Annotated in this window: 16 protein-coding genes; 8 read left to right on the top strand and 8 right to left on the bottom strand. The window is 66.1% G+C overall.

Going from position 1 to position 16,202, the window contains the following annotated elements; translation table 11 throughout:
• Nucleotides 1-107 precede the first annotated feature (107 nt).
• From CMC5_RS00595 to CMC5_RS00580, 4 genes are all read left to right on the top strand, one after another.
• Nucleotides 108-1,661, top strand: coding sequence for a glycosyltransferase (locus tag CMC5_RS00595; RefSeq protein WP_082363342.1), 1,554 nt, complete (start codon nucleotides 108-110; stop codon nucleotides 1,659-1,661).
• Nucleotides 1,662-1,779: 118 nt separating this feature from the next.
• Nucleotides 1,780-2,094, top strand: a complete 315-nt coding sequence (locus CMC5_RS00590; RefSeq protein WP_050428585.1) for an integration host factor subunit alpha — start codon at nucleotides 1,780-1,782, stop codon at nucleotides 2,092-2,094.
• Nucleotides 2,095-2,102: 8 nt separating this feature from the next.
• A complete protein-coding gene (locus CMC5_RS00585; RefSeq protein WP_050428584.1) occupies nucleotides 2,103-2,474 on the top strand; it encodes a MerR family transcriptional regulator in 372 nt (123 codons plus the stop codon).
• Entirely contained in the window at nucleotides 2,455-3,141 is a 687-nt protein-coding gene (locus tag CMC5_RS00580; RefSeq protein ID WP_050428583.1) for a hypothetical protein, read from the top strand. Before CMC5_RS00585 ends, CMC5_RS00580 begins: the two co-directional genes overlap by 20 nt.
• Nucleotides 3,142-3,255: 114 nt before the next feature.
• Here the strand turns inward: CMC5_RS00580 and CMC5_RS48305 are convergent, their stop codons facing one another.
• Together CMC5_RS48305 and mgtE are read right to left on the bottom strand one after the other, a co-directional pair.
• Nucleotides 3,256-3,876 (bottom strand): single-stranded DNA-binding protein, encoded by a 621-nt coding sequence (locus tag CMC5_RS48305; protein WP_050428582.1) that lies wholly within the window; start codon nucleotides 3,874-3,876, stop codon nucleotides 3,256-3,258.
• A gap of 229 nt (nucleotides 3,877-4,105) precedes the next feature.
• Nucleotides 4,106-5,497: a magnesium transporter gene (gene mgtE, locus CMC5_RS00570; RefSeq protein ID WP_050428581.1), complete on the bottom strand. Its 1,392-nt coding sequence runs from the start codon at nucleotides 5,495-5,497 to the stop codon at nucleotides 4,106-4,108.
• Nucleotides 5,498-5,837: 340 nt separating this feature from the next.
• Here mgtE and CMC5_RS00565 point away from each other — a divergent pair, with 340 nt between their 5' ends.
• Nucleotides 5,838-8,201 carry a hypothetical protein gene (locus CMC5_RS00565; protein ID WP_050428580.1) on the top strand — a complete coding sequence of 788 codons (2,364 nt, stop codon included), beginning with the start codon at nucleotides 5,838-5,840 and terminating at the stop codon, nucleotides 8,199-8,201.
• 127 nt (nucleotides 8,202-8,328) lie between these two features.
• The gene (locus CMC5_RS00560; RefSeq protein ID WP_050428579.1) at nucleotides 8,329-9,018 is read left to right on the top strand and encodes a response regulator transcription factor; all 690 of its coding nucleotides are present in this window, start codon (nucleotides 8,329-8,331) and stop codon (nucleotides 9,016-9,018) included.
• A gap of 5 nt (nucleotides 9,019-9,023) precedes the next feature.
• Here CMC5_RS00560 and CMC5_RS00555 read toward each other — a convergent pair whose 3' ends face one another.
• Nucleotides 9,024-9,755 carry a hypothetical protein gene (locus CMC5_RS00555; protein WP_156337993.1) on the bottom strand — a complete coding sequence of 244 codons (732 nt, stop codon included), beginning with the start codon at nucleotides 9,753-9,755 and terminating at the stop codon, nucleotides 9,024-9,026.
• A gap of 222 nt (nucleotides 9,756-9,977) precedes the next feature.
• On the opposite strand from CMC5_RS00555, the gene CMC5_RS00550 reads away from it, so the two are divergent.
• Nucleotides 9,978-10,661 (top strand): HEAT repeat domain-containing protein, encoded by a 684-nt coding sequence (locus tag CMC5_RS00550; protein ID WP_050428577.1) that lies wholly within the window; start codon nucleotides 9,978-9,980, stop codon nucleotides 10,659-10,661.
• On the top strand, nucleotides 10,661-11,485 hold the full coding sequence (locus CMC5_RS00545; protein ID WP_050428576.1) for a class I SAM-dependent methyltransferase: 825 nt from the start codon (nucleotides 10,661-10,663) through the stop codon (nucleotides 11,483-11,485). The genes CMC5_RS00550 and CMC5_RS00545 overlap by 1 nt, the downstream gene beginning before the upstream one ends.
• 30 nt (nucleotides 11,486-11,515) lie before the next feature.
• On the opposite strand, the gene CMC5_RS00540 is transcribed toward CMC5_RS00545, so the two are convergent.
• From CMC5_RS00540 to CMC5_RS00520, 5 genes are all read right to left on the bottom strand, one after another.
• Nucleotides 11,516-11,812, bottom strand: a complete 297-nt coding sequence (locus CMC5_RS00540) for a (2Fe-2S)-binding protein (protein ID WP_050428575.1) — start codon at nucleotides 11,810-11,812, stop codon at nucleotides 11,516-11,518.
• A gap of 4 nt (nucleotides 11,813-11,816) precedes the next feature.
• Complete coding sequence (gene queD / locus CMC5_RS00535) at nucleotides 11,817-12,173, bottom strand: 6-carboxytetrahydropterin synthase QueD (RefSeq protein ID WP_342673977.1); 357 nt, start codon at nucleotides 12,171-12,173, stop codon at nucleotides 11,817-11,819.
• Nucleotides 12,174-12,429: 256 nt separating this feature from the next.
• The gene (locus CMC5_RS00530) at nucleotides 12,430-13,749 is read right to left on the bottom strand and encodes a GAF domain-containing protein (RefSeq protein ID WP_245678195.1); all 1,320 of its coding nucleotides are present in this window, start codon (nucleotides 13,747-13,749) and stop codon (nucleotides 12,430-12,432) included.
• 234 nt (nucleotides 13,750-13,983) lie between these two features.
• The gene (locus tag CMC5_RS00525) at nucleotides 13,984-15,060 is read right to left on the bottom strand and encodes an acyl-CoA reductase (protein ID WP_050428573.1); all 1,077 of its coding nucleotides are present in this window, start codon (nucleotides 15,058-15,060) and stop codon (nucleotides 13,984-13,986) included.
• Nucleotides 15,057-16,178, bottom strand: coding sequence for a LuxE/PaaK family acyltransferase (locus tag CMC5_RS00520; RefSeq protein WP_156337991.1), 1,122 nt, complete (start codon nucleotides 16,176-16,178; stop codon nucleotides 15,057-15,059). The genes CMC5_RS00525 and CMC5_RS00520 overlap by 4 nt, the downstream gene beginning before the upstream one ends.
• Nucleotides 16,179-16,202 lie beyond the last annotated feature (24 nt).

The raw sequence follows: 16,202 nt of genomic DNA, 5'->3' as shown, positions 1-16,202 counted from the left end.
TACACACGGTTGCAACGAATTACAAGTGCGTGACAACTTCCGCGGCGTCAGGTGGTAGCGATGAGGCGCTCGCCGGCGGCAGTGCTGTGCCGGTGTCAGGTGCCTTGATGCTCTCTCTCGCACTCGGTTTGCTCTACTTCAGTGTCCTCGCGGGTCTCAGTGCCTACGGGTTGCATCGCCTGCACCTCGTCTTTCTGTGCTGGCACAACCGGTCGCGCATCGCCTCCGCGCAGGAGGTCACGGCGCTGACGGATCACGATCTGCCTCCGGTCACCATCCAGCTGCCCCTCTTCAACGAGTCGACGGTCACCGCGCGCCTGCTCGATGCGGTCGCGACGATGGACTATCCGGCCGACAAGCTGGAGATCCAGGTCCTGGACGACTCGACCGACGAGACGCAAGCGCTGGCGCGCGCCAAGGTCGTCGAGCTTCGAGGGCGTGGTGTGGACGCCGTGTACCTGCACCGTGTCGATCGCGTGGGGTACAAGGCCGGGGCGCTCGACGCCGGCTTGAAGGTGGCGAAGGGCGATCTCGTGGCGGTCTTCGACGCCGACTTCATCCCTCAGCCCAGCTTCCTGCGGTCGATCGTCGGCCACTTCGAGGACCCGCGGGTCGCGATGGTCCAGACGCGCTGGGGTCACCTGAACCGGGACACTTCGATCCTGACCAAGGTGCAGGCCCAGATGCTCGACGGTCACCACCTGGTGGAGAACCGAGCGCGCTTCGGCGCAGGCTTCCTCTTCAATTTCTCCGGGACCGGTGGCATCTGGCGCTCCGAGGCAATCCGGAAGGCGGGTGGCTGGCAGCACGACACGCTCACCGAGGACCTCGATCTGTCGTATCGAGCCCAGCTCGCTGGCTATCGCTTCGTCTACCGCGAGGACGTGGTGTCCCCGTCCGAGCTGCCGGAGGACATCTCTGCGCTCCGGGCGCAACAGTACCGCTGGGCCAAGGGGACGGTGCAGACGGCGCGCAAGCTGATGGGCACCATCCTCCGCGCCGACCTGAGCTTGAGCCAGCGGATCGAGGCGTTCTTCCACCTCACCCCGCACTTTGCTTACCCGCTTCTGGTGCTGCTCAGCGTCCTGTTGATGCCCGCGCTCGTGCTGTTCCCGGCGGCGGATACGATGACGATGCTGGCCATCGACCTCCCGCTGTGCATCGCCACCACCGGCTCGCTGGCGGCGTTCTACATGCTCGCGGAGGCGGCCCAGGGGCGCCCCCGTCTGGGCGCCCTGGTGCGCCTGCCCATGCTGATCGCCCTGGGGACGGGCCTCGCGCCCCACCTCTGCAAGGCGGTGCTCGAGGGCTGCAGGCAGATGGCCGGCGAGTTCGTGCGGACGCCGAAGCACGGCGACAACAAGGGGCGCTACAAGGTCCGGACGGACCTCCCCCTCGTGGAGACGCTGCTGGCGCTGATCTCGTTCACGGCCGTGGTGGCCTCCATCGAGACGGGGCACTACGTGGCGACGCCCTTCGCCGTTCTGTTCACCTTCGGTTACGGCTACGTGGCGGTGCTGGTCGCCCAGGAGCAGACGGCACGTCGGCGTGAGGTCGCGACCTCTGGCGAGGTGTGGGACGGGACGCGGGTCAGCGAGACCACCGGCCCGACCTGGACCGGCCCGGCCGAAGAGCGGCCCTATACGGACGCCGCCGCCTGATCGGGCAGGCGGTCCCTTGCCGACCCCCTAGATCTTCCTGACGCACGCTGGCATCCTCCCGGAAGCATTGAGCTAGAGGCCCGAGCAGGGCTCGCGAGCGTCGAAGCTTGGGGGTGTCATGACGAAGTCCGAAATCGTTCAGGCTGTCTACTCGCGGCTGGGTGGCTTCTCGAAGAAAGAGTCTGCGGAGCTGGTGGATCTGGTCTTCGAGACCCTCAAGGAGACGCTCGGGCGGGGAGAGAAGATCAAGATCTCCGGGTTCGGTAATTTCGTGTTGCGCGACAAGCGCGAGCGTCAGGGGCGCAACCCACAGACGGGAGAGCCCATCTTGATCACCGAGCGGCGCGTCCTGAACTTCAAGGCGAGCCAGATCCTGAAACAGGCGCTCAACCCGCGCGACAATGTCGTCGTCGCGACCGCCGTGACTGAGTAGGAGCAGGCTTGGCGTTGCGCCCGCAGCTTCCGGCGAAGCTCTACTACCGGATCGGCGAGGTGGCGAGCATCGTGGGGGTGGAGCCTCACGTCCTCCGGTACTGGGAGACGGAGTTCCGCTCCGTCCGTCCGCAGAAATCAGCCAAGGGTCAGCGGATCTACAGCCGGCGTGATGTGGAGACGCTCCTCAAGGTCAAGGAGCTGCTCTACGCCCACCGCTTCACGATCGCAGGTGCGAAGCGAAAACTGCGCGAAGGTGGCATCGAGCCACCGCCCGCCGAGCAGGTCGCGACCCAGGAAGAGGTGCAGCGGATGCGTGACGCGCTGCTCGAGATCCGGGGCGAGGTGATCGCACTGCTGGATGAGCTCGGGCGACCCTGAATTCGAGCGACTCGACGTCGTCCCCGGGGTGACCCTCCAGATCGGGACGATTCGACCTGCGCGCGGGGCGCCAGAGCACGCTCTTCGAAAGGTGGAGCTGGCGTCACTGCCTGGCGTGCGCATCGTCCTGCAGCGTTTCCTTCAGACGGAGGAGGGCACGACGCTAGGGCAGGTCTGCGTCGCCGCGCCTTCGGAGCGATGGGTGACGGGGATCGAGGAGCTGGTGCTCGACCGCGCGACGTCGATGGCGCGAGGGGAAGTCCCGGGCGAGCTCCTTCGGTGGGCGTCTGGCGTGATCCGCTCGGATCCGAGTCAATCGGGTAGCTGGTTCGAGCAGTGCTTCGAGGGCGCCGCGCGCGAGGGAGGGCGCGACATGGATGTGCGAGGGCGTCATCTGCTCGGCTTCACCGAAGACGAGCGTCAAGCGTTGCTGTGCACCCTGATCTGCTCGGCGCCTGCCAGAGAGCCCGAAGCCGCTTCTGGTTGCAGCGCGCTCATCGAGAACGCGCGGCTCGTGGGCCCGCTCGTTGCGCCACCCTCTCCAGGGTTGTTGATGCGGGGGTTCATGTTTGCCGCGGAGAACCCGCGTCCTGCCGCCGCCATGCTCATGATGGCAGGTGCGCTGGTGGTGGCGGCGGTGCTCCGGCATCGACCGCGGTGCCCCTGAGGGGCGGTCCCGCGCGGTGGACGATGCTCATGCTGTCTTGAAACGTTCGGGCGTGGGCTACGAAAGCGCCGCGCACTGGGCGGCGCCGCGCGCTGGAGAGGGGGCGAGCGGAACTCAGAACGGGATGTCGTCGTCGTTGCCGCCGTAATCACCGCTGTAGTCGTCTTGCGGAGGGCTGGGATCCTGCTGAGGAGCAGGTCGACCTCCTCCTCGGCCGCCACCGTAGCCGCCGCCGCTGCCACCGCCACTTCCACCACCGTAGCCGCCGCCGCCGCCACCGCCGCCGTAGCCGCCACCTCGCTGGCCACCGCCGCTTCGCTGGCCACCGCCGTAACCGCCGCCGGAACTGTCGGGTTCGCCACCGAAACCTCCGGCGTCATCCATGCTGCCACCGCCCCGCGTGCGGCCTCCGGTCAACAGGATGTTGGAAGCGACGACTTCCGTCTTGTAGCGCTTGTTGCCGTCGCGATCGTCGTAGCTCGACGTTCGCAGGGAGCCTTCGACGAAGATGGAGGAGCCTTTGGCGAGGATCTTTCCGAGAGCCTCCGCGCGCTTGCCCCACACGACGACGTTATGCCAATCCGTACGCTCCTTCCGCACCCTGTCCTTGTCCAGATAGGTTTCGGTGGTGGCGAGCCGGACGTTGAGAACAGCCTGACCACCTTGGGTGAAACGGAGTTCTGGATCCGCTCCCAGGTTGCCGAGCAGCATCACGCGATTCAAGCCTTCGGCCATTGCACTAGTTCCGAGAGTGTTGGCGTTCTATCCGGCGTGCGCTGAACGCACGTGGACCATTCCCTCCCCCGGGTGGACCGTCGCGTCAAGGTTGACGCTCACCCTCCAGGCGAGTTGGTCCGTCTGTCGACGGAGAGACCTGTTCCCGGCAAGCACCCGCTGGCCAGCCTGGATTCATGAGCAACCGTTCCGTCGAGCAGAGCGCTTTTGCCATGGAATCTCGCCCGCATCATCCGCCTTGATGCTGCACGGCGGCCTTGATGACATCGGCCAGCAGCGCCTGGGCGAGTGAGAAGTAAACGATGATGCCCAGAACATCGACCAGGCTGGCGATGAAGGGAGCAGAACTCGTCGCCGGGTCGAGGCCGACCCGACGGAGGAGCAGCGGGAGCATGGCGCCGACGACGCAGCCCATGAGCACGATGGCCACGAGGGTCGCGCCGATGGTGACGATGAAGGCCGGAGAATCTCCCCAGGCCCACACCCGAGCCATCCCGATCGTGGCAAGAATGAGCCCGAGAACCAGCCCCTGGGCAAGCTCTCGAGGCAGAACACGCCACCAGTCGCCCGGGCGGATGTCGCCCATGGCGAGGCCTCGAATGATCAGCGTCGAGGACTGGGAGCCCGAGTTGCCGCCGGTCGAGATGAGCAACGGGACATAATACGAGAGCGAAGATACTGCGGCGATCACCTCGTCGTAACGGCGAAGGGCAGAACCGGTGAAGAACTCACCGACGAAGAGGACGGCGAGCCAGATGGCGCGCTTCTGGATGAAGGTCCAGAACCCGGTGCGGAAGTAGCTCTCTTCGATGGGCTCGACGGCGCCGAGGCGCTGGACGTCTTCGGTCTGTTCCTGGGTGAGCACGTCCATCACGTCATCGACGGTGATGACCCCGAGCAGACGGCGCTCTTCACTGAGCACCGGCATGGCGAGGAAGTCGTATTTCGCCATCGCCCGCGCCACTTCTTCCTGATCGGTCTCCGGACCGACCGAGAACACGTTCTCGGTGAGGACCTCGGAGAGCTGCTCCGCGGGAGATGCGAGCAGCAGATCTCGAAGAGAGACCACGCCGAGCAGGCGGTGGGATGAATCGACCACGTACACGTAGTAGACGGTCTCGGCATCCTCTCCGACCGCGCGAATGCGCTCGATGACGTCCGCGACCTGGAGGTCGAGGCGCACCGAGATGTAGTCGGTGGTCATCAGGCCACCGGCGCTGTCTTCGGGCCAGCGCGCCAGCTCTTCGACCTCGGCGGCGGCTTCGGGATCGACCTTCTCCAGCGTCTCGAGGAGCGTGTCTCCGACGGGCTCGGGCAACGCCTCGATCAGATCCGTCCGATCGTCGGCGGCCATCTCCGAAACGATGGGAGCGATCTGCTCGACACCCATCTCCTCGACGAGGGCCTCCTGGGTCTCCTCGTCGAGGCGCTCGAAGACAGGGGCCGCGTCCTCGGCCTTGAGGGATTTGAGGACCTGGACCGCCTCGGCATCGTCGAGGAGGGTCAGGAGATCGGCGAGGTCCTCCTCGTGGATCTCCTCGAGGAGCGCCGCCAGCTGGCTCGGATCCTCCTGGAGGAGCTGGCGGACCTCGGGGACCATGGCCACCGCTACACGCATCATCGCGGCGCCTATCACCACATCTCAGTCCAGCGGGGAAGCGCGATCCGTCCCTTCTTGCTGTCTGGGCCCAGACCGTGTGACGCGGGACGCAGGGAGACCCGGAGATGGGGAAGGGGTGCCTACCAGGTTGACAGGTACGCAATCGAATTGACGTCCTTGGCGCCATGGGCCAAGGGAAATCCCAGCGCGACTGGCGGCATCTTCCTTGCTTCGGATGGACGATGCTTGCGGCCGACGGCTCTGGATCCTTAGCATCGGGGCCACTCACAACGATGTCAGCGATTCATGGGCTCCGGCCCACGGTGTTCGCGAGCGGGCTGACTGAGAGGAGATTTCGGAAATGACGCGGAAGAGACCTCAGCGGAGTCGATCCCGGCTGGGCGCAGCTCGGCTCATGATGGGGGCGGTGACGGTCCTCGGAGCGACAGGAGCATTCGGGTGCCTCCAGCGCCCGGTGGAGCCCGTCGAGCCTCGGACCACGAGCACGATCGTCGAGCGCATCAACCAGAGCTCCGTCGACAAGATCGATCTGGTTCTCGCGATCGACAACTCGGCCTCGATGGCCGACAAGCAGGCGATCCTCGCGGAGGCGGTGCCCGACCTCGTGAAGGGTCTGCTGAACCCGCTCTGCATCAGCACCTCGGACGCCGATCCGCTGGATGTCGGGCCTCTCGGGACCTGCCCGGACGGCTTCGAGCGAGAGTTCGACCCGGTTCTCGATGTCCACATCGGGATCATCAGCTCCAGCATCGGCGGATATGGTGGTGATGGTTGCTCCAAGAGCCTGTCCGCATCGAACAACGATCACGGAAGGCTGCTGGCCCGCTCGTCAGCCGGTGGTACCGCCGAGAACGATCTGGCGCCCAAGACCTATGAGGGCAAACTGTTCCTCGCGTGGGACCCCGAGCAGAAGAAGGTGCCGCCGGCCCAGGTCTCCAACCCTGGTGATGGTGAGGCCGATCTCGAGGTCCCCTCGGACAAGGACCTGAACGACACGGCCCTCATTCCGATGCTGACCGACATGGTGATCGGCGTCGGGCAGGAGGGCTGCGGCTTCGAGGCGTCGCTGGAGAGCTGGTACCGCTTCCTCGTGGATCCCGAGCCCTACGCGACGCTGACGGTCGTCGACCGTGTCGCGACGCCGCAAGGGTTGGACGACGAGCTGCTCCGGCAGCGCGCCGACTTCTTGCGACCTGATTCGTTGCTCGCGATCATCATGCTGACCGACGAGAACGACTGCTCCATCCGTGAGGGGAGCCAGTACTACCTGGCCGCGACTTACAGCAACAACTACCGGTTGCCCAAGGCGCGCACGGAGTGCGCCACGAACCCGAACGATCCCTGCTGCTTCTCGTGTGGTCAGAAGAAGGCGGAGTGCCCGGCCGATCCCGCGTGCTTCCCCGGTGGTGACGACACGAAGGATCCCCTGCCGCACAGCGTGGACGACGATCGGCCCAACCTGCGTTGCTTTGATCAGAAGCGACGCTTCGGGATCGACTTCCTCTATCCCGTGAGCCGTTACACCGATGCGCTGACGCGGGTGCAGGTCCAGAATCGGAAGGGGGAGATGGTCCCCAACCCGATCTTCAGCAACCTGAGCGGGAAACCTGGAAACATCCGTGATCCCGGCCTGGTCTTCTTCGCTGGCATCGTGGGGGTTCCCTGGCAGGACATCGCGCGCGATCCGGCTGATCTGAAGAAGGGCTTCAAGAGCTCCGACGAGCTGAACGAGAAGGTGGGCTCGCTGGGGAACACCTGGGAGGCGATCCTGGGCGACCCCGCGAACTATGTGCCCCCCGCAGATCCGTTCATGCGTGAGTCCATCGTGCCTCGCAGCGGCTCGAACCCGATCACGGGAGACGCAATCGTTCAGGGCAGCGACCCGCAGGATCCGAACACCTACAATCAGATCAACGGGACGGAGTGGTCCACCAACAATGACGACTTGCAGTTTGCGTGCATCTTCCCGCTCAAGGCGTCCACGCCTTGCCCGCCGGGAGCGCAGGGATGCGACTGCAACAAGAGTCCGAACATTCCTCTGTGCACGGGTCCCGGTGGCGGGAAGACGCAGGAGTACGCCAAGGCATACCCGGGTCTTCGTCCCCTGCAGCTGATCAAGAGCATCGGGTCGCAAGGCATCGTGGGCTCGGTGTGCCCGGCGCAGCTGACGGAACCCCTCGAGACTGACTTCGGCTACCGCCCGGCCATCGGCGCCATCATCGAGCGTCTGAAGCAGGCCCTCGGAGGCCAGTGCCTGCCCCGTTCGCTCGTGCCCGACAAGGATGGGCAGGTGTCGTGCTTGATCATCGAAGCCCGCAACTCTCAGGGGGCCTGCTCCTGTGATCCGGCGACGGGACGCAACGTGACGCTGGATGAGAACAAGGCCGCAGAGCGCGCCATCGCGGAGGATCCTTTCGCGAAGGAGTCGGGTTGGGACTGCTTCTGCGAGATCACCCAGCTTCGGGGCGATGCTCTCGGCGTCTGCCAGAACGATGAACGAGAGGATCCGCGAGGGCCTGACGGCCAGCTGATCAACGGCTGGTGCTACGTGGACGCAACCACGACGCCGCCGCTCGGCAACGTCAACCTCGTCGCGGGCTGCGACGTGACGCAGAAGCGCCTCATCCGCTTCGTCGGAGAGGCCGAGTCGGCCTCCGGTGCGACGACGTTCATCACCTGCGCGGGGGAGCCCGGCCAGAACTGAGCGCGGTCGTCATGTGACAGGCAGGTAGGGCCCGGCCGGTGCGGTCGGGCCCTGCTGTTTTGTCCTCCTCAAAGGCGAAGCCCATCGAGGCGCGTCGCTCGACCTGGGTTGTGGTAAGAGAGACCCGTTGGCGCGGAAGAAGATCCTCATCATCGAAGATGAGCCGCACATCGTGCTCGGCTTGAGCGACGCCCTGGAGTTCGAAGGGTTCGCCGTGGTGTCGGCGGCCAAGGGGAAGGACGGCATCCTGCTCGCTCGGCAAGAGAAGCCGGACGCCATCTTGCTCGACCTGATGCTCCCCGACACCAACGGGTTCAAGGTGTGCGAGGACCTGAGGCGCTGGGATCGCTTCGTGCCGATCGTCATGCTCACGGCCCGGGGGCAGGAGGTCGACAAGATCCGTGGGCTCGACGCGGGGGCAGACGACTACGTGACGAAGCCCTTCAGCGTCGGAGAACTCATCGCCAGGATGAGGGCCATCTTGCGCAGGGCTTCGCGACCCACAGAGGCGAACCCAGAGGTCTTCGAGGTCGGGCTGGTGACGGTGAACATGACGGCACACACCGTCACCCAGGGCTCACGCTGTGAGCAGCTCTCGTTCTACGAAGTAGAGCTTCTCCGGCTTCTGCACGAGCGACTCGGACAGCCCGTATCGCGCGAGGAGATCCTCCAGAAGATCTGGGGAATCGAGGCGGGACCGTCGAACCGCACGGTCGACAACTTCATCGTCAAGCTTCGGAAGAAGATCGAGCGCTCCCCCGACAAGCCCGAGCACATCCTGACCGTCTACGGCTTCGGCTACAAGCTGGCGCCCTGAGTGAGTCACCGGGCTCGTAGCGGCAAGACGTTGCGTGGGTCGCAAGGGTAGGTGAGCGAGGCGTCCAGAAGACGTTGCGCCTCTGCCGGTTCGAGGCGCGCTCCGTCTCGAAGCTGACGGACTTCCAAACGCAGGCGAACCTCACCCGGGCTGCCTGTATCGCCCACAGCGCCGAGCTCGACGCCAGCTTGGAGTCGCGCGCCAGCGATCACCCCCGGTCCTGCTCGGTCGAGATGGCCGTAGAGCACGAGGAAGCGCTGGAGCCGATCTGCCGCGCGGATCTGGTGAAGGGTGCCCACCGTCGTGCCATACATCTCGCCGACGAAGACGATCTCGGCATCGCCCTCCTGCTCTTCGAGGGAGAGGAGTGTGACGCGGTCACCACGCTGCGCGACCAGTTCGACGACACCAGGTGTCTTCTCTCCGTGCTGCGAGACTTCGACGTTCCCGAGCAATGCCGGTGTGGGGGAGTCCGCCGAGCCCAGAGGAAACCGATAGGCGTCGGCCATTGCGGGGCGATCCGGGCGACGCGGGATGTGGTCGATGGTCCCGGCAGCCTCCCTCGATGAGGCGGAAGGCGAGGAGAGGGGAGCAGGCAAGGGGATGCAGACGTCGCCTTCGGGCAATGTCCGGGGAGGGCACAGGGCGAGGAGGTCCGGGGCCTGGCCGCTCTGAAGAAGCCGCGCGCGCGCGGCTTGCGCCGCTCCCGATGGGGGGACGACCACTGGTGCGGGCATCGGCCGAGGCCAGTCCAGACTGCTCAGAGCAAAGAGTGCGGCCGCGCCTGCAGCGCCTCGTACCAGGGGATGCATGCCTCGGGCGGCAGCGTATCGTCTCTCTGCCCGTCGCGCTGCCCGGGCGTGCGTGGAGGCTGCGCGAAGTCATCGGAAATGTGGGGAATCCTGGCCTCGAAGAGCTGCTGGCTTGCGGAAGGGCCGGCCCCTTGGTAGCTCCTATTCGTGCCGAATCGCCAAGATATCGAGATCTCCCTGGGCAAGCTGTTCGACGCCGAGCGGAACGTTCGCAAGCTTCACGAAGAGCTGACGATGTTGCCGGCCGACCAGACCCTCGATGTGCTGGTGGCCGCGATCCCGGTCGCGAAAGCCGAGCAAGACGAGGACGAGGCCATCCTTCGCCTGGTGCGCATCGCCGCGTTGCTTGGCGAGCACGAGGGACCGCGAGCCGTCGATGCGCTCGTGGATGTGCTGGCGGCGGAGCATCCGGAAGCACGACGTGCTGCTGGCGAAGAGCTGGAGGAGCTTGCCTACGATCGCTTCAAGGAAGTGGCGCAAGGCATCGAGCGTGCCCTCAAGCGTCTCCCCGCCGGCTCGCCGGCGCTCCCCGAGCTTCCGTACATCGTCGCGGAGGTCCCCGAGCCGGGGGTCATGAAGCTGCTCGGCCTGTTCCTGAAGCACCAGGACGCTGATGCCGTCGCAGCCGCGATCGAGTCGCTGGTGGAGATCGGCGACCCGGGGAGCGCTTCACTCCTTCAGCCACTCGTGGGCGACAAGCGCACCGTGGAGCTGGAGGACGATGGGGCGGACGCCAGCTCCGAGGTGACCCTGGGCGAACTCGCCGAGGAGGCACTCGGGCTGCTTTCCCCCTACGAAGACGACGAGGAAGGCGACGGGAGGCACTCCTGATGTTCGGACCGCTGCTCTCAGCGGCGGACGCGGTGGCTCTCGATAGCGCGGTGATCCCGCGCTATCTGTCGCATTTCTCCTCTCTGCTGCTCGAGATGATGCTGCCCTATGAGGCGGCCAAGGTGGCCAACCTCGGCTGTCGCACGGGCCACATCGACAGCCAGGTTCTGGAGAAACTCCAGAACGCGACCGTCGTCGGGATCGACGCCTCCCCTGCCGCGATCGAAGCTGCCCGGGCCCGGGGACCCGCAAGCGCTGGCGCGCCACCGAGCTACATGCTCCACGATGGCGGGTTGCCTCTCCCTCTGTCACCCGGCGGGTTCACCCACGCGTTGTCGGTCCATCCCCTGTGCCCTGCCGGCGAGCGGCAAGCCCTCCTCTCCGAGCTTCGTCGCCTCCTCGTCCCGGGTGGACAGGTGCTGCTCGCGCTGCCGCTGCGTGGCTCCTTTCCGGAGTTGAGCGATATGGGGCGTGAGTGTGCGCTCAAGCAGGATCTGTCGAGCCTGAGCACTGCGATCGACGCGGCGTCGGCTGCTCGTCCGACGCCAGAGTCCATGACCCAGGAGTTTGAAGCCCTGGGGCTCATCGATGTCGAGGTCGACGTCCGACTGATCGCGGTGTCGTTCGGCAGCGGGCGTGAGTTTCTGGATGATCCTGTCGCTCGACTGGCTGTCCTGCCGGAGCTCAGTGCGCAGATCGACGTGGATGCAGCGGTCTCGGAGAAGCTCCTGCGTTACATCCACGAGGCTGTGTCGAAGTATTGGTCCGAAGGAGCGTTCGAGCTGACGGTGAACGTCGGTTGCGCCTCCGGCCGCTGCCCTTGACGGTCCCCGCGCTGTAGCGCCCGTCAGGGATCAGGGCTCGTGAGACGTTCCAGGACTGCCGCTGCTCGAGACCAGGTCATCGAGACCGGCGAGGGTCGCCAGCGAGAGCGGGTGATACGGAGGCCGGGGGGTGATGGGGTGCTCCGCTTGGCCTCCACGTTCGGTGATCAGCCGCGCGCACAGGGCAAGGCACCACTTCCCCTGACACCAGCCCGTCCCGAAGCCTGTGTAGCGCTTGATCGACTCGATGTCGGAGTAACCCCGGGCCATGGCGGCATCGAGTTCGTGGAGCGTCACGTCTTCACAGCGACAGACCAGCGTCTTCATGGACTCAGTCCCCCTCGTACTCGCAGCGGGCTTCGCAGGTCTCGTAGACGGTGACCCGACAAAGTCCAGGCAGTGCTGGGCTCAGACGGTCCCAGATCCATCGTGAGAGGATCTCACTGGTGGGGTTCTCGAGCCCGGGAATCTCATTGAGGTAATTGTGGTCGAGCTGAGCGTGGAGGGGAGCCCACGCGGCTTCGAGGTCCGCGAAATCGACCACCCAGCCCGTCTCCTCTCGGACGGGGCCACGGATGGCGATTTCGGCGCGGAAGCTGTGACCGTGCAGGCGCTCGCACTTGTGTCCCGGAGGCACCCTGGGAAGGCGGTGGGCTGCCTCGAAGCGAAATTCATGCACAAGCCGGATGTTCATCTGAAAGTCTCCTGGCGTCCGGGGGAAGGGTCAGGTCAAGCAGAGCCATGATCAGGACGCAAGGGGCGTGCTCGGTCTTGGCTGACGCCGCGATAGTCGCTATATAGCGCGGCATGCCTCAGAAACCGGCCGTTCGAGCCAAGCAGAAGCGACGTGCGACGCGACGCCTTGCGAAGTGGCGTGCGACGAAAGACCAGCAGCAGTCCGCCCAGGCGGAGCAGGTACAGGCAGGCGCTGCGAAGCAGTAGAGCTAGCTTCCTGCGAGATCCTCGGCTGTGACGACATAGCCTTCCCCGTCATCGTTTTGTCCGCCGAGAACACCCTCTTCGAGAGGAGAGGTTGCTGTTCGCTCCTTCCGACGCAGCGCCCGTACACTCGCCACCTCGGCGCGTGAGGGATTGATGACCAGAAAGCCGTGGTCTGCGTCGAGTAGCGCCACGTCTCCAGGTGAGGCCCATCGAAACCCACCCACCACGTCGACGATGGAGGGCATGCCGAGGAGCTTGAGCAGCACGCGAGAGCGCACGCCTGCTCGCTCCGTGAGCGCCACCCCGACGGGCTGTGCACGAGACGAAATGAGGAGATCGAAGACCGTGAGCTGATCCCCGATGAGCACGGCTTTCGATGGAAGCTCGGCCCGCGCGTCAGGGGATGCCAGCATCACGAGCGCGTCGCAGAGATCTTCGATGTCGTGGGCACGCTCCTGGAGGAATGGGTCGCCCACGACGCCGTTGGCCGCGCGGGCTGCCTCTCGAGCGACGGTTCCCAGGGCTTGAGCCACCGTTCGACCCTCGGTGATGAACTCGAAGGCACGCTCTTTGAGGCGTTGATCCTTGATCATCAAGACGTACGTCGACAGGAACGCGGCCTCCTTCCCGAGTCCCTGCTGATCGGCGCGCGACTGAAGCTCGGTGAGCGCTCGGTCTGCCATCTCGAACGCAGATCGCAGAAGCTTTTTGTCGCTGTGCTCGTGACGTGTCCCGAGCGTCGAGGTCGCAGGGCGACGGAGTGCGGCGATCGCTCCCAGCGCTCTCCCCGCGACGACTGGGACGCCTGGGAGCGTCACCTTGCGGGTACCTCCACCGCTGCGTTGACGTCGGTCCCGCAGCTCGTCGAGCAAGTGGGCGTGACGGATCGCGACGGCGATCGGAGCGGTCAATGCCAGGAGCAGCTCGATGTCACGTCGTTCGAAGGCGGTGCTGCCCGCTCGCTGGACGACGATTGCACCGAGGGGGCGACCATTGCCGATGATCGGTGCGGCGAGGAATACCGGAAACCGCTCTTCATCGAGTTCAGGGAATTCGCGGTAGCGCTCGTGCTCGGCGGCGTGAACCACGGAGATCGGTCGCATCCGCTCGACGGCAGTCCAGGTGATGCCCTGTCCGATGCCGAGTCGAACCGTCCCTCGTGCTTGCCGCGGAAAGCCGACGTTTCCTCGCATCACGAGCTGATCTTTGTCGCCCTCGAGCAGGTAGAGCGAAGCCACCTCGGCGCCGAGGATGGCGGCGATGCGCCGCGGTGCCTCATCGAGGAGGAGCGAGAGAGGCATCGGCTTCGCGACGAAGCTCACGAAGTCGAGGACCTGGTCGAGACGTTCGGGCCCATGTTCCTGCTCTCCAGCCGGCAGGGGCTGCCTCGGTTCTCGGTCGGAACTGGTCGCCTGGTGGGCGGCTGCCACGGCACGAGGTTCACTCTGGCGAGAGGTCATTTCGTCCAGAGGGCGCGGGGGCGGGCTGGAGTCTGCTCGCGAGGCCATCGCTCCATGGCTAGCATAGGTCGGCGAGGGCGCGCAGCGACGCCTGGATCAGCGCGGACGCAGATCGACCGGCCCATCCAGAGGAGGTCGCTGCATGCGGCCCAGCGCGGAACGCCGGGCATGCGGCAGCCGCCGTCGAACAGCCTCGACGAGCTGGCTTCGGCCCTGCTCGCCGAGGGCGGTGATGACGTTACACCAGGGGTCGAGCAGCGGATCGAGGATGTCTCGTGTCACCGGGACGACGTGCACGATGCGTGCAGCTGGTGGCAAGAGCAGCGCCCGTGGGCTCGGATCCAGACCGACGGCGTGCTCCGCGCCCTCCCACCATGAGCCGAGGGTCTGGAGGATGGCTCGATGCCGTGCAAGCTCGGCGCGCACCGCGTCATCGAGGGCGCCCCGCGGGACGCTTCGTCCAGCGCACACCAGCGCTTCGTGGAGGGCCACCGCGAGTTCTCTGGCCTCTTCGACCGCGCCCTCGACCAGGACGACCCGTGGAGAGAGGCAGCCTCGCTGATCGAAGGGCACCACGTCGGTCGCGATGGCTCGGGCCGCGCCGACGCGATCTTCGGAGGCGCCGACCACGACGACCCCCATCCCCGTTCCATGGCCACGCACGACGACTCCTGGTCCCACCTGCGATCGGAGCTGCGCGATCGTGGCGTCGGCCCCGTAGATGTGCAGCTCATCGCCGGATCGCCCGGGCAAATCAGCGCTCTCTACCAGTTTCACGGTGCCTCGGAACTCCGGGTCGTCCTGGAGCGCGCGCACGATCAGCTCTGCGACCACCGGATCTCGGCGCGAGGGGCGCGCGAGCACGTCCGGTGACGTCGCGGTCGCTACAGCGATGGCTCTCAGCGCCGCGGTGCAGACATTGGCCGACAGCACCAGCTGGCATCGAGAAGCACTCGACGTGCTGGCGAGCAAGGCGCGCAGGTCGTCTTCGCTCACCGACGTCTCCAGATGCTCCGTCAGCGCCAGCTCGATCCCGGCCGACGAGAGCCCGGAGATCAGGGGCAGTCGCTGTCGCGCCTCCTGGCCCAGACGGTCCAGCGGGCTTGCGATCCGGCGCCCAGCTGCGACCACCCGTTTCACCCGGGCCCTGCGGCTGGATTCCGTGTCGCTCAACGGTTGCTCCCCAGCATCTCATCCAGCGCCAGGGAGCAGCCGCGGGGCACGGCGCCCGGGGCGCGGCCCAGCAGCTCGACGCCCTCGTGGGTCACGCGGACCTGATCTGCTGTCTGGATCGCTACCGCCGAGTCGATGTTTGCCAAGTCGACGATGCGAGCGAGCCCCACGTCTCCCATCGGTACGGGCGCGAGGGTAACGGGATCGACGGCGACGACGCGCACCCATGGGGGAGGAAGATAGCTGCCGGCCGGGACCTGCTCGCCGCGAAGTGCGGCCGCCACCGTGCCTTCGTAGAGCTGACTGGACAGCTCGGTCATCCCGTATTCCCCGATCACATACGCCTCCGAGAGGCCGAAGATCTCCGCGATCTGGTTGCGCAGGGTGGTGGCGGAGACCTCACGGGTTCGCCCCTTGAAGCCTCCCGTTTGCATCACGCGGCTGCCCTCGGGGAGCGGGGCTCCCTGACGCGAGAGCGCGTCGAGGAGATGGACGTACGCGAAGGCCGTACCGAGCACCAGCACCGGCTCTCCTTCCGTCCAGGCATCGGCGCACGCACGTGTGACACCAGCGACGTCGAGCTCGGCCTGCGCGCCTCGCTGATGTACGTGCCAGCTTGCGCGACCCCCGAGATGCGTGGCGAAGCGGTCGAGCATGAAACCGAGCGACGAATCGGGGGCATCCTCGAGCGTTGGTGCAAGGATCAAGACCCGCATCGACTCGCGGTCAGGCCAGAGCAGCCGCGCTCCCCAGGTGAGGGCGGCGAGTTCGTACGTGGCGGTCGTGCGGAGTGGATGCTCGCCCCGCGCATGCGCACCGAGGGAAGTTCCGCTCGTGCGGAAGACGCATGTATCGACCTCGGCTGGGTGCACAGCGACTCGCGCGAAACGAAACGCGTCGGTCGGAACGGCGGGGATGTCCGCCGCACACCTGAGGGAGCCGGCCGCGATTCCACGCGCCTCGAAGAGGCGGCGCACAGGCGGACAGTGGGTCGCCTGGTAGTGAGCGAGGTCCACCGCCAGGGGGTCGAAAAGATCAGAGGCTTCGCCGCGCGATGTCGCAGCAATGAAGGCTTGCACCCGGGCGTGCAGCGCGTTGCTCTCGTCCAACCAGGCCACGGGCGCTTGATAGCACGCCGAGCA

This window comes from Chondromyces crocatus (assembly GCF_001189295.1).
In the GTDB taxonomy this organism is placed as follows: Bacteria; Myxococcota_A; Polyangia; order Polyangiales; family Polyangiaceae; genus Chondromyces; species Chondromyces crocatus.
The sequence above is the reverse complement of the archived record's forward strand: the minus strand, read 5'-3'. Positions and strand labels throughout refer to the sequence as shown.

Excerpts from the sequence above, each read along its gene's own strand:
- CMC5_RS00595 (WP_082363342.1), top strand. The coding sequence starts at position 108 with ATGCTCTCTCTCGCACTCGGTTTGCTCTACTTCAGTGTCCTCGCGGGT.
- CMC5_RS00590 (WP_050428585.1), top strand. The coding sequence starts at position 1,780 with ATGACGAAGTCCGAAATCGTTCAGGCTGTCTACTCGCGGCTGGGTGGC.
- CMC5_RS00580 (WP_050428583.1), top strand. The coding sequence starts at position 2,455 with ATGAGCTCGGGCGACCCTGAATTCGAGCGACTCGACGTCGTCCCCGGG.
- CMC5_RS48305 (WP_050428582.1), bottom strand. The coding sequence starts at position 3,876 with ATGGCCGAAGGCTTGAATCGCGTGATGCTGCTCGGCAACCTGGGAGCG.
- mgtE (WP_050428581.1), bottom strand. The coding sequence starts at position 5,497 with ATGATGCGTGTAGCGGTGGCCATGGTCCCCGAGGTCCGCCAGCTCCTC.
- CMC5_RS00565 (WP_050428580.1), top strand. The coding sequence starts at position 5,838 with ATGACGCGGAAGAGACCTCAGCGGAGTCGATCCCGGCTGGGCGCAGCT.
- CMC5_RS00555 (WP_156337993.1), bottom strand. The coding sequence starts at position 9,755 with ATGCCCGCACCAGTGGTCGTCCCCCCATCGGGAGCGGCGCAAGCCGCG.
- CMC5_RS00545 (WP_050428576.1), top strand. The coding sequence starts at position 10,661 with ATGTTCGGACCGCTGCTCTCAGCGGCGGACGCGGTGGCTCTCGATAGC.
- CMC5_RS00540 (WP_050428575.1), bottom strand. The coding sequence starts at position 11,812 with ATGAAGACGCTGGTCTGTCGCTGTGAAGACGTGACGCTCCACGAACTC.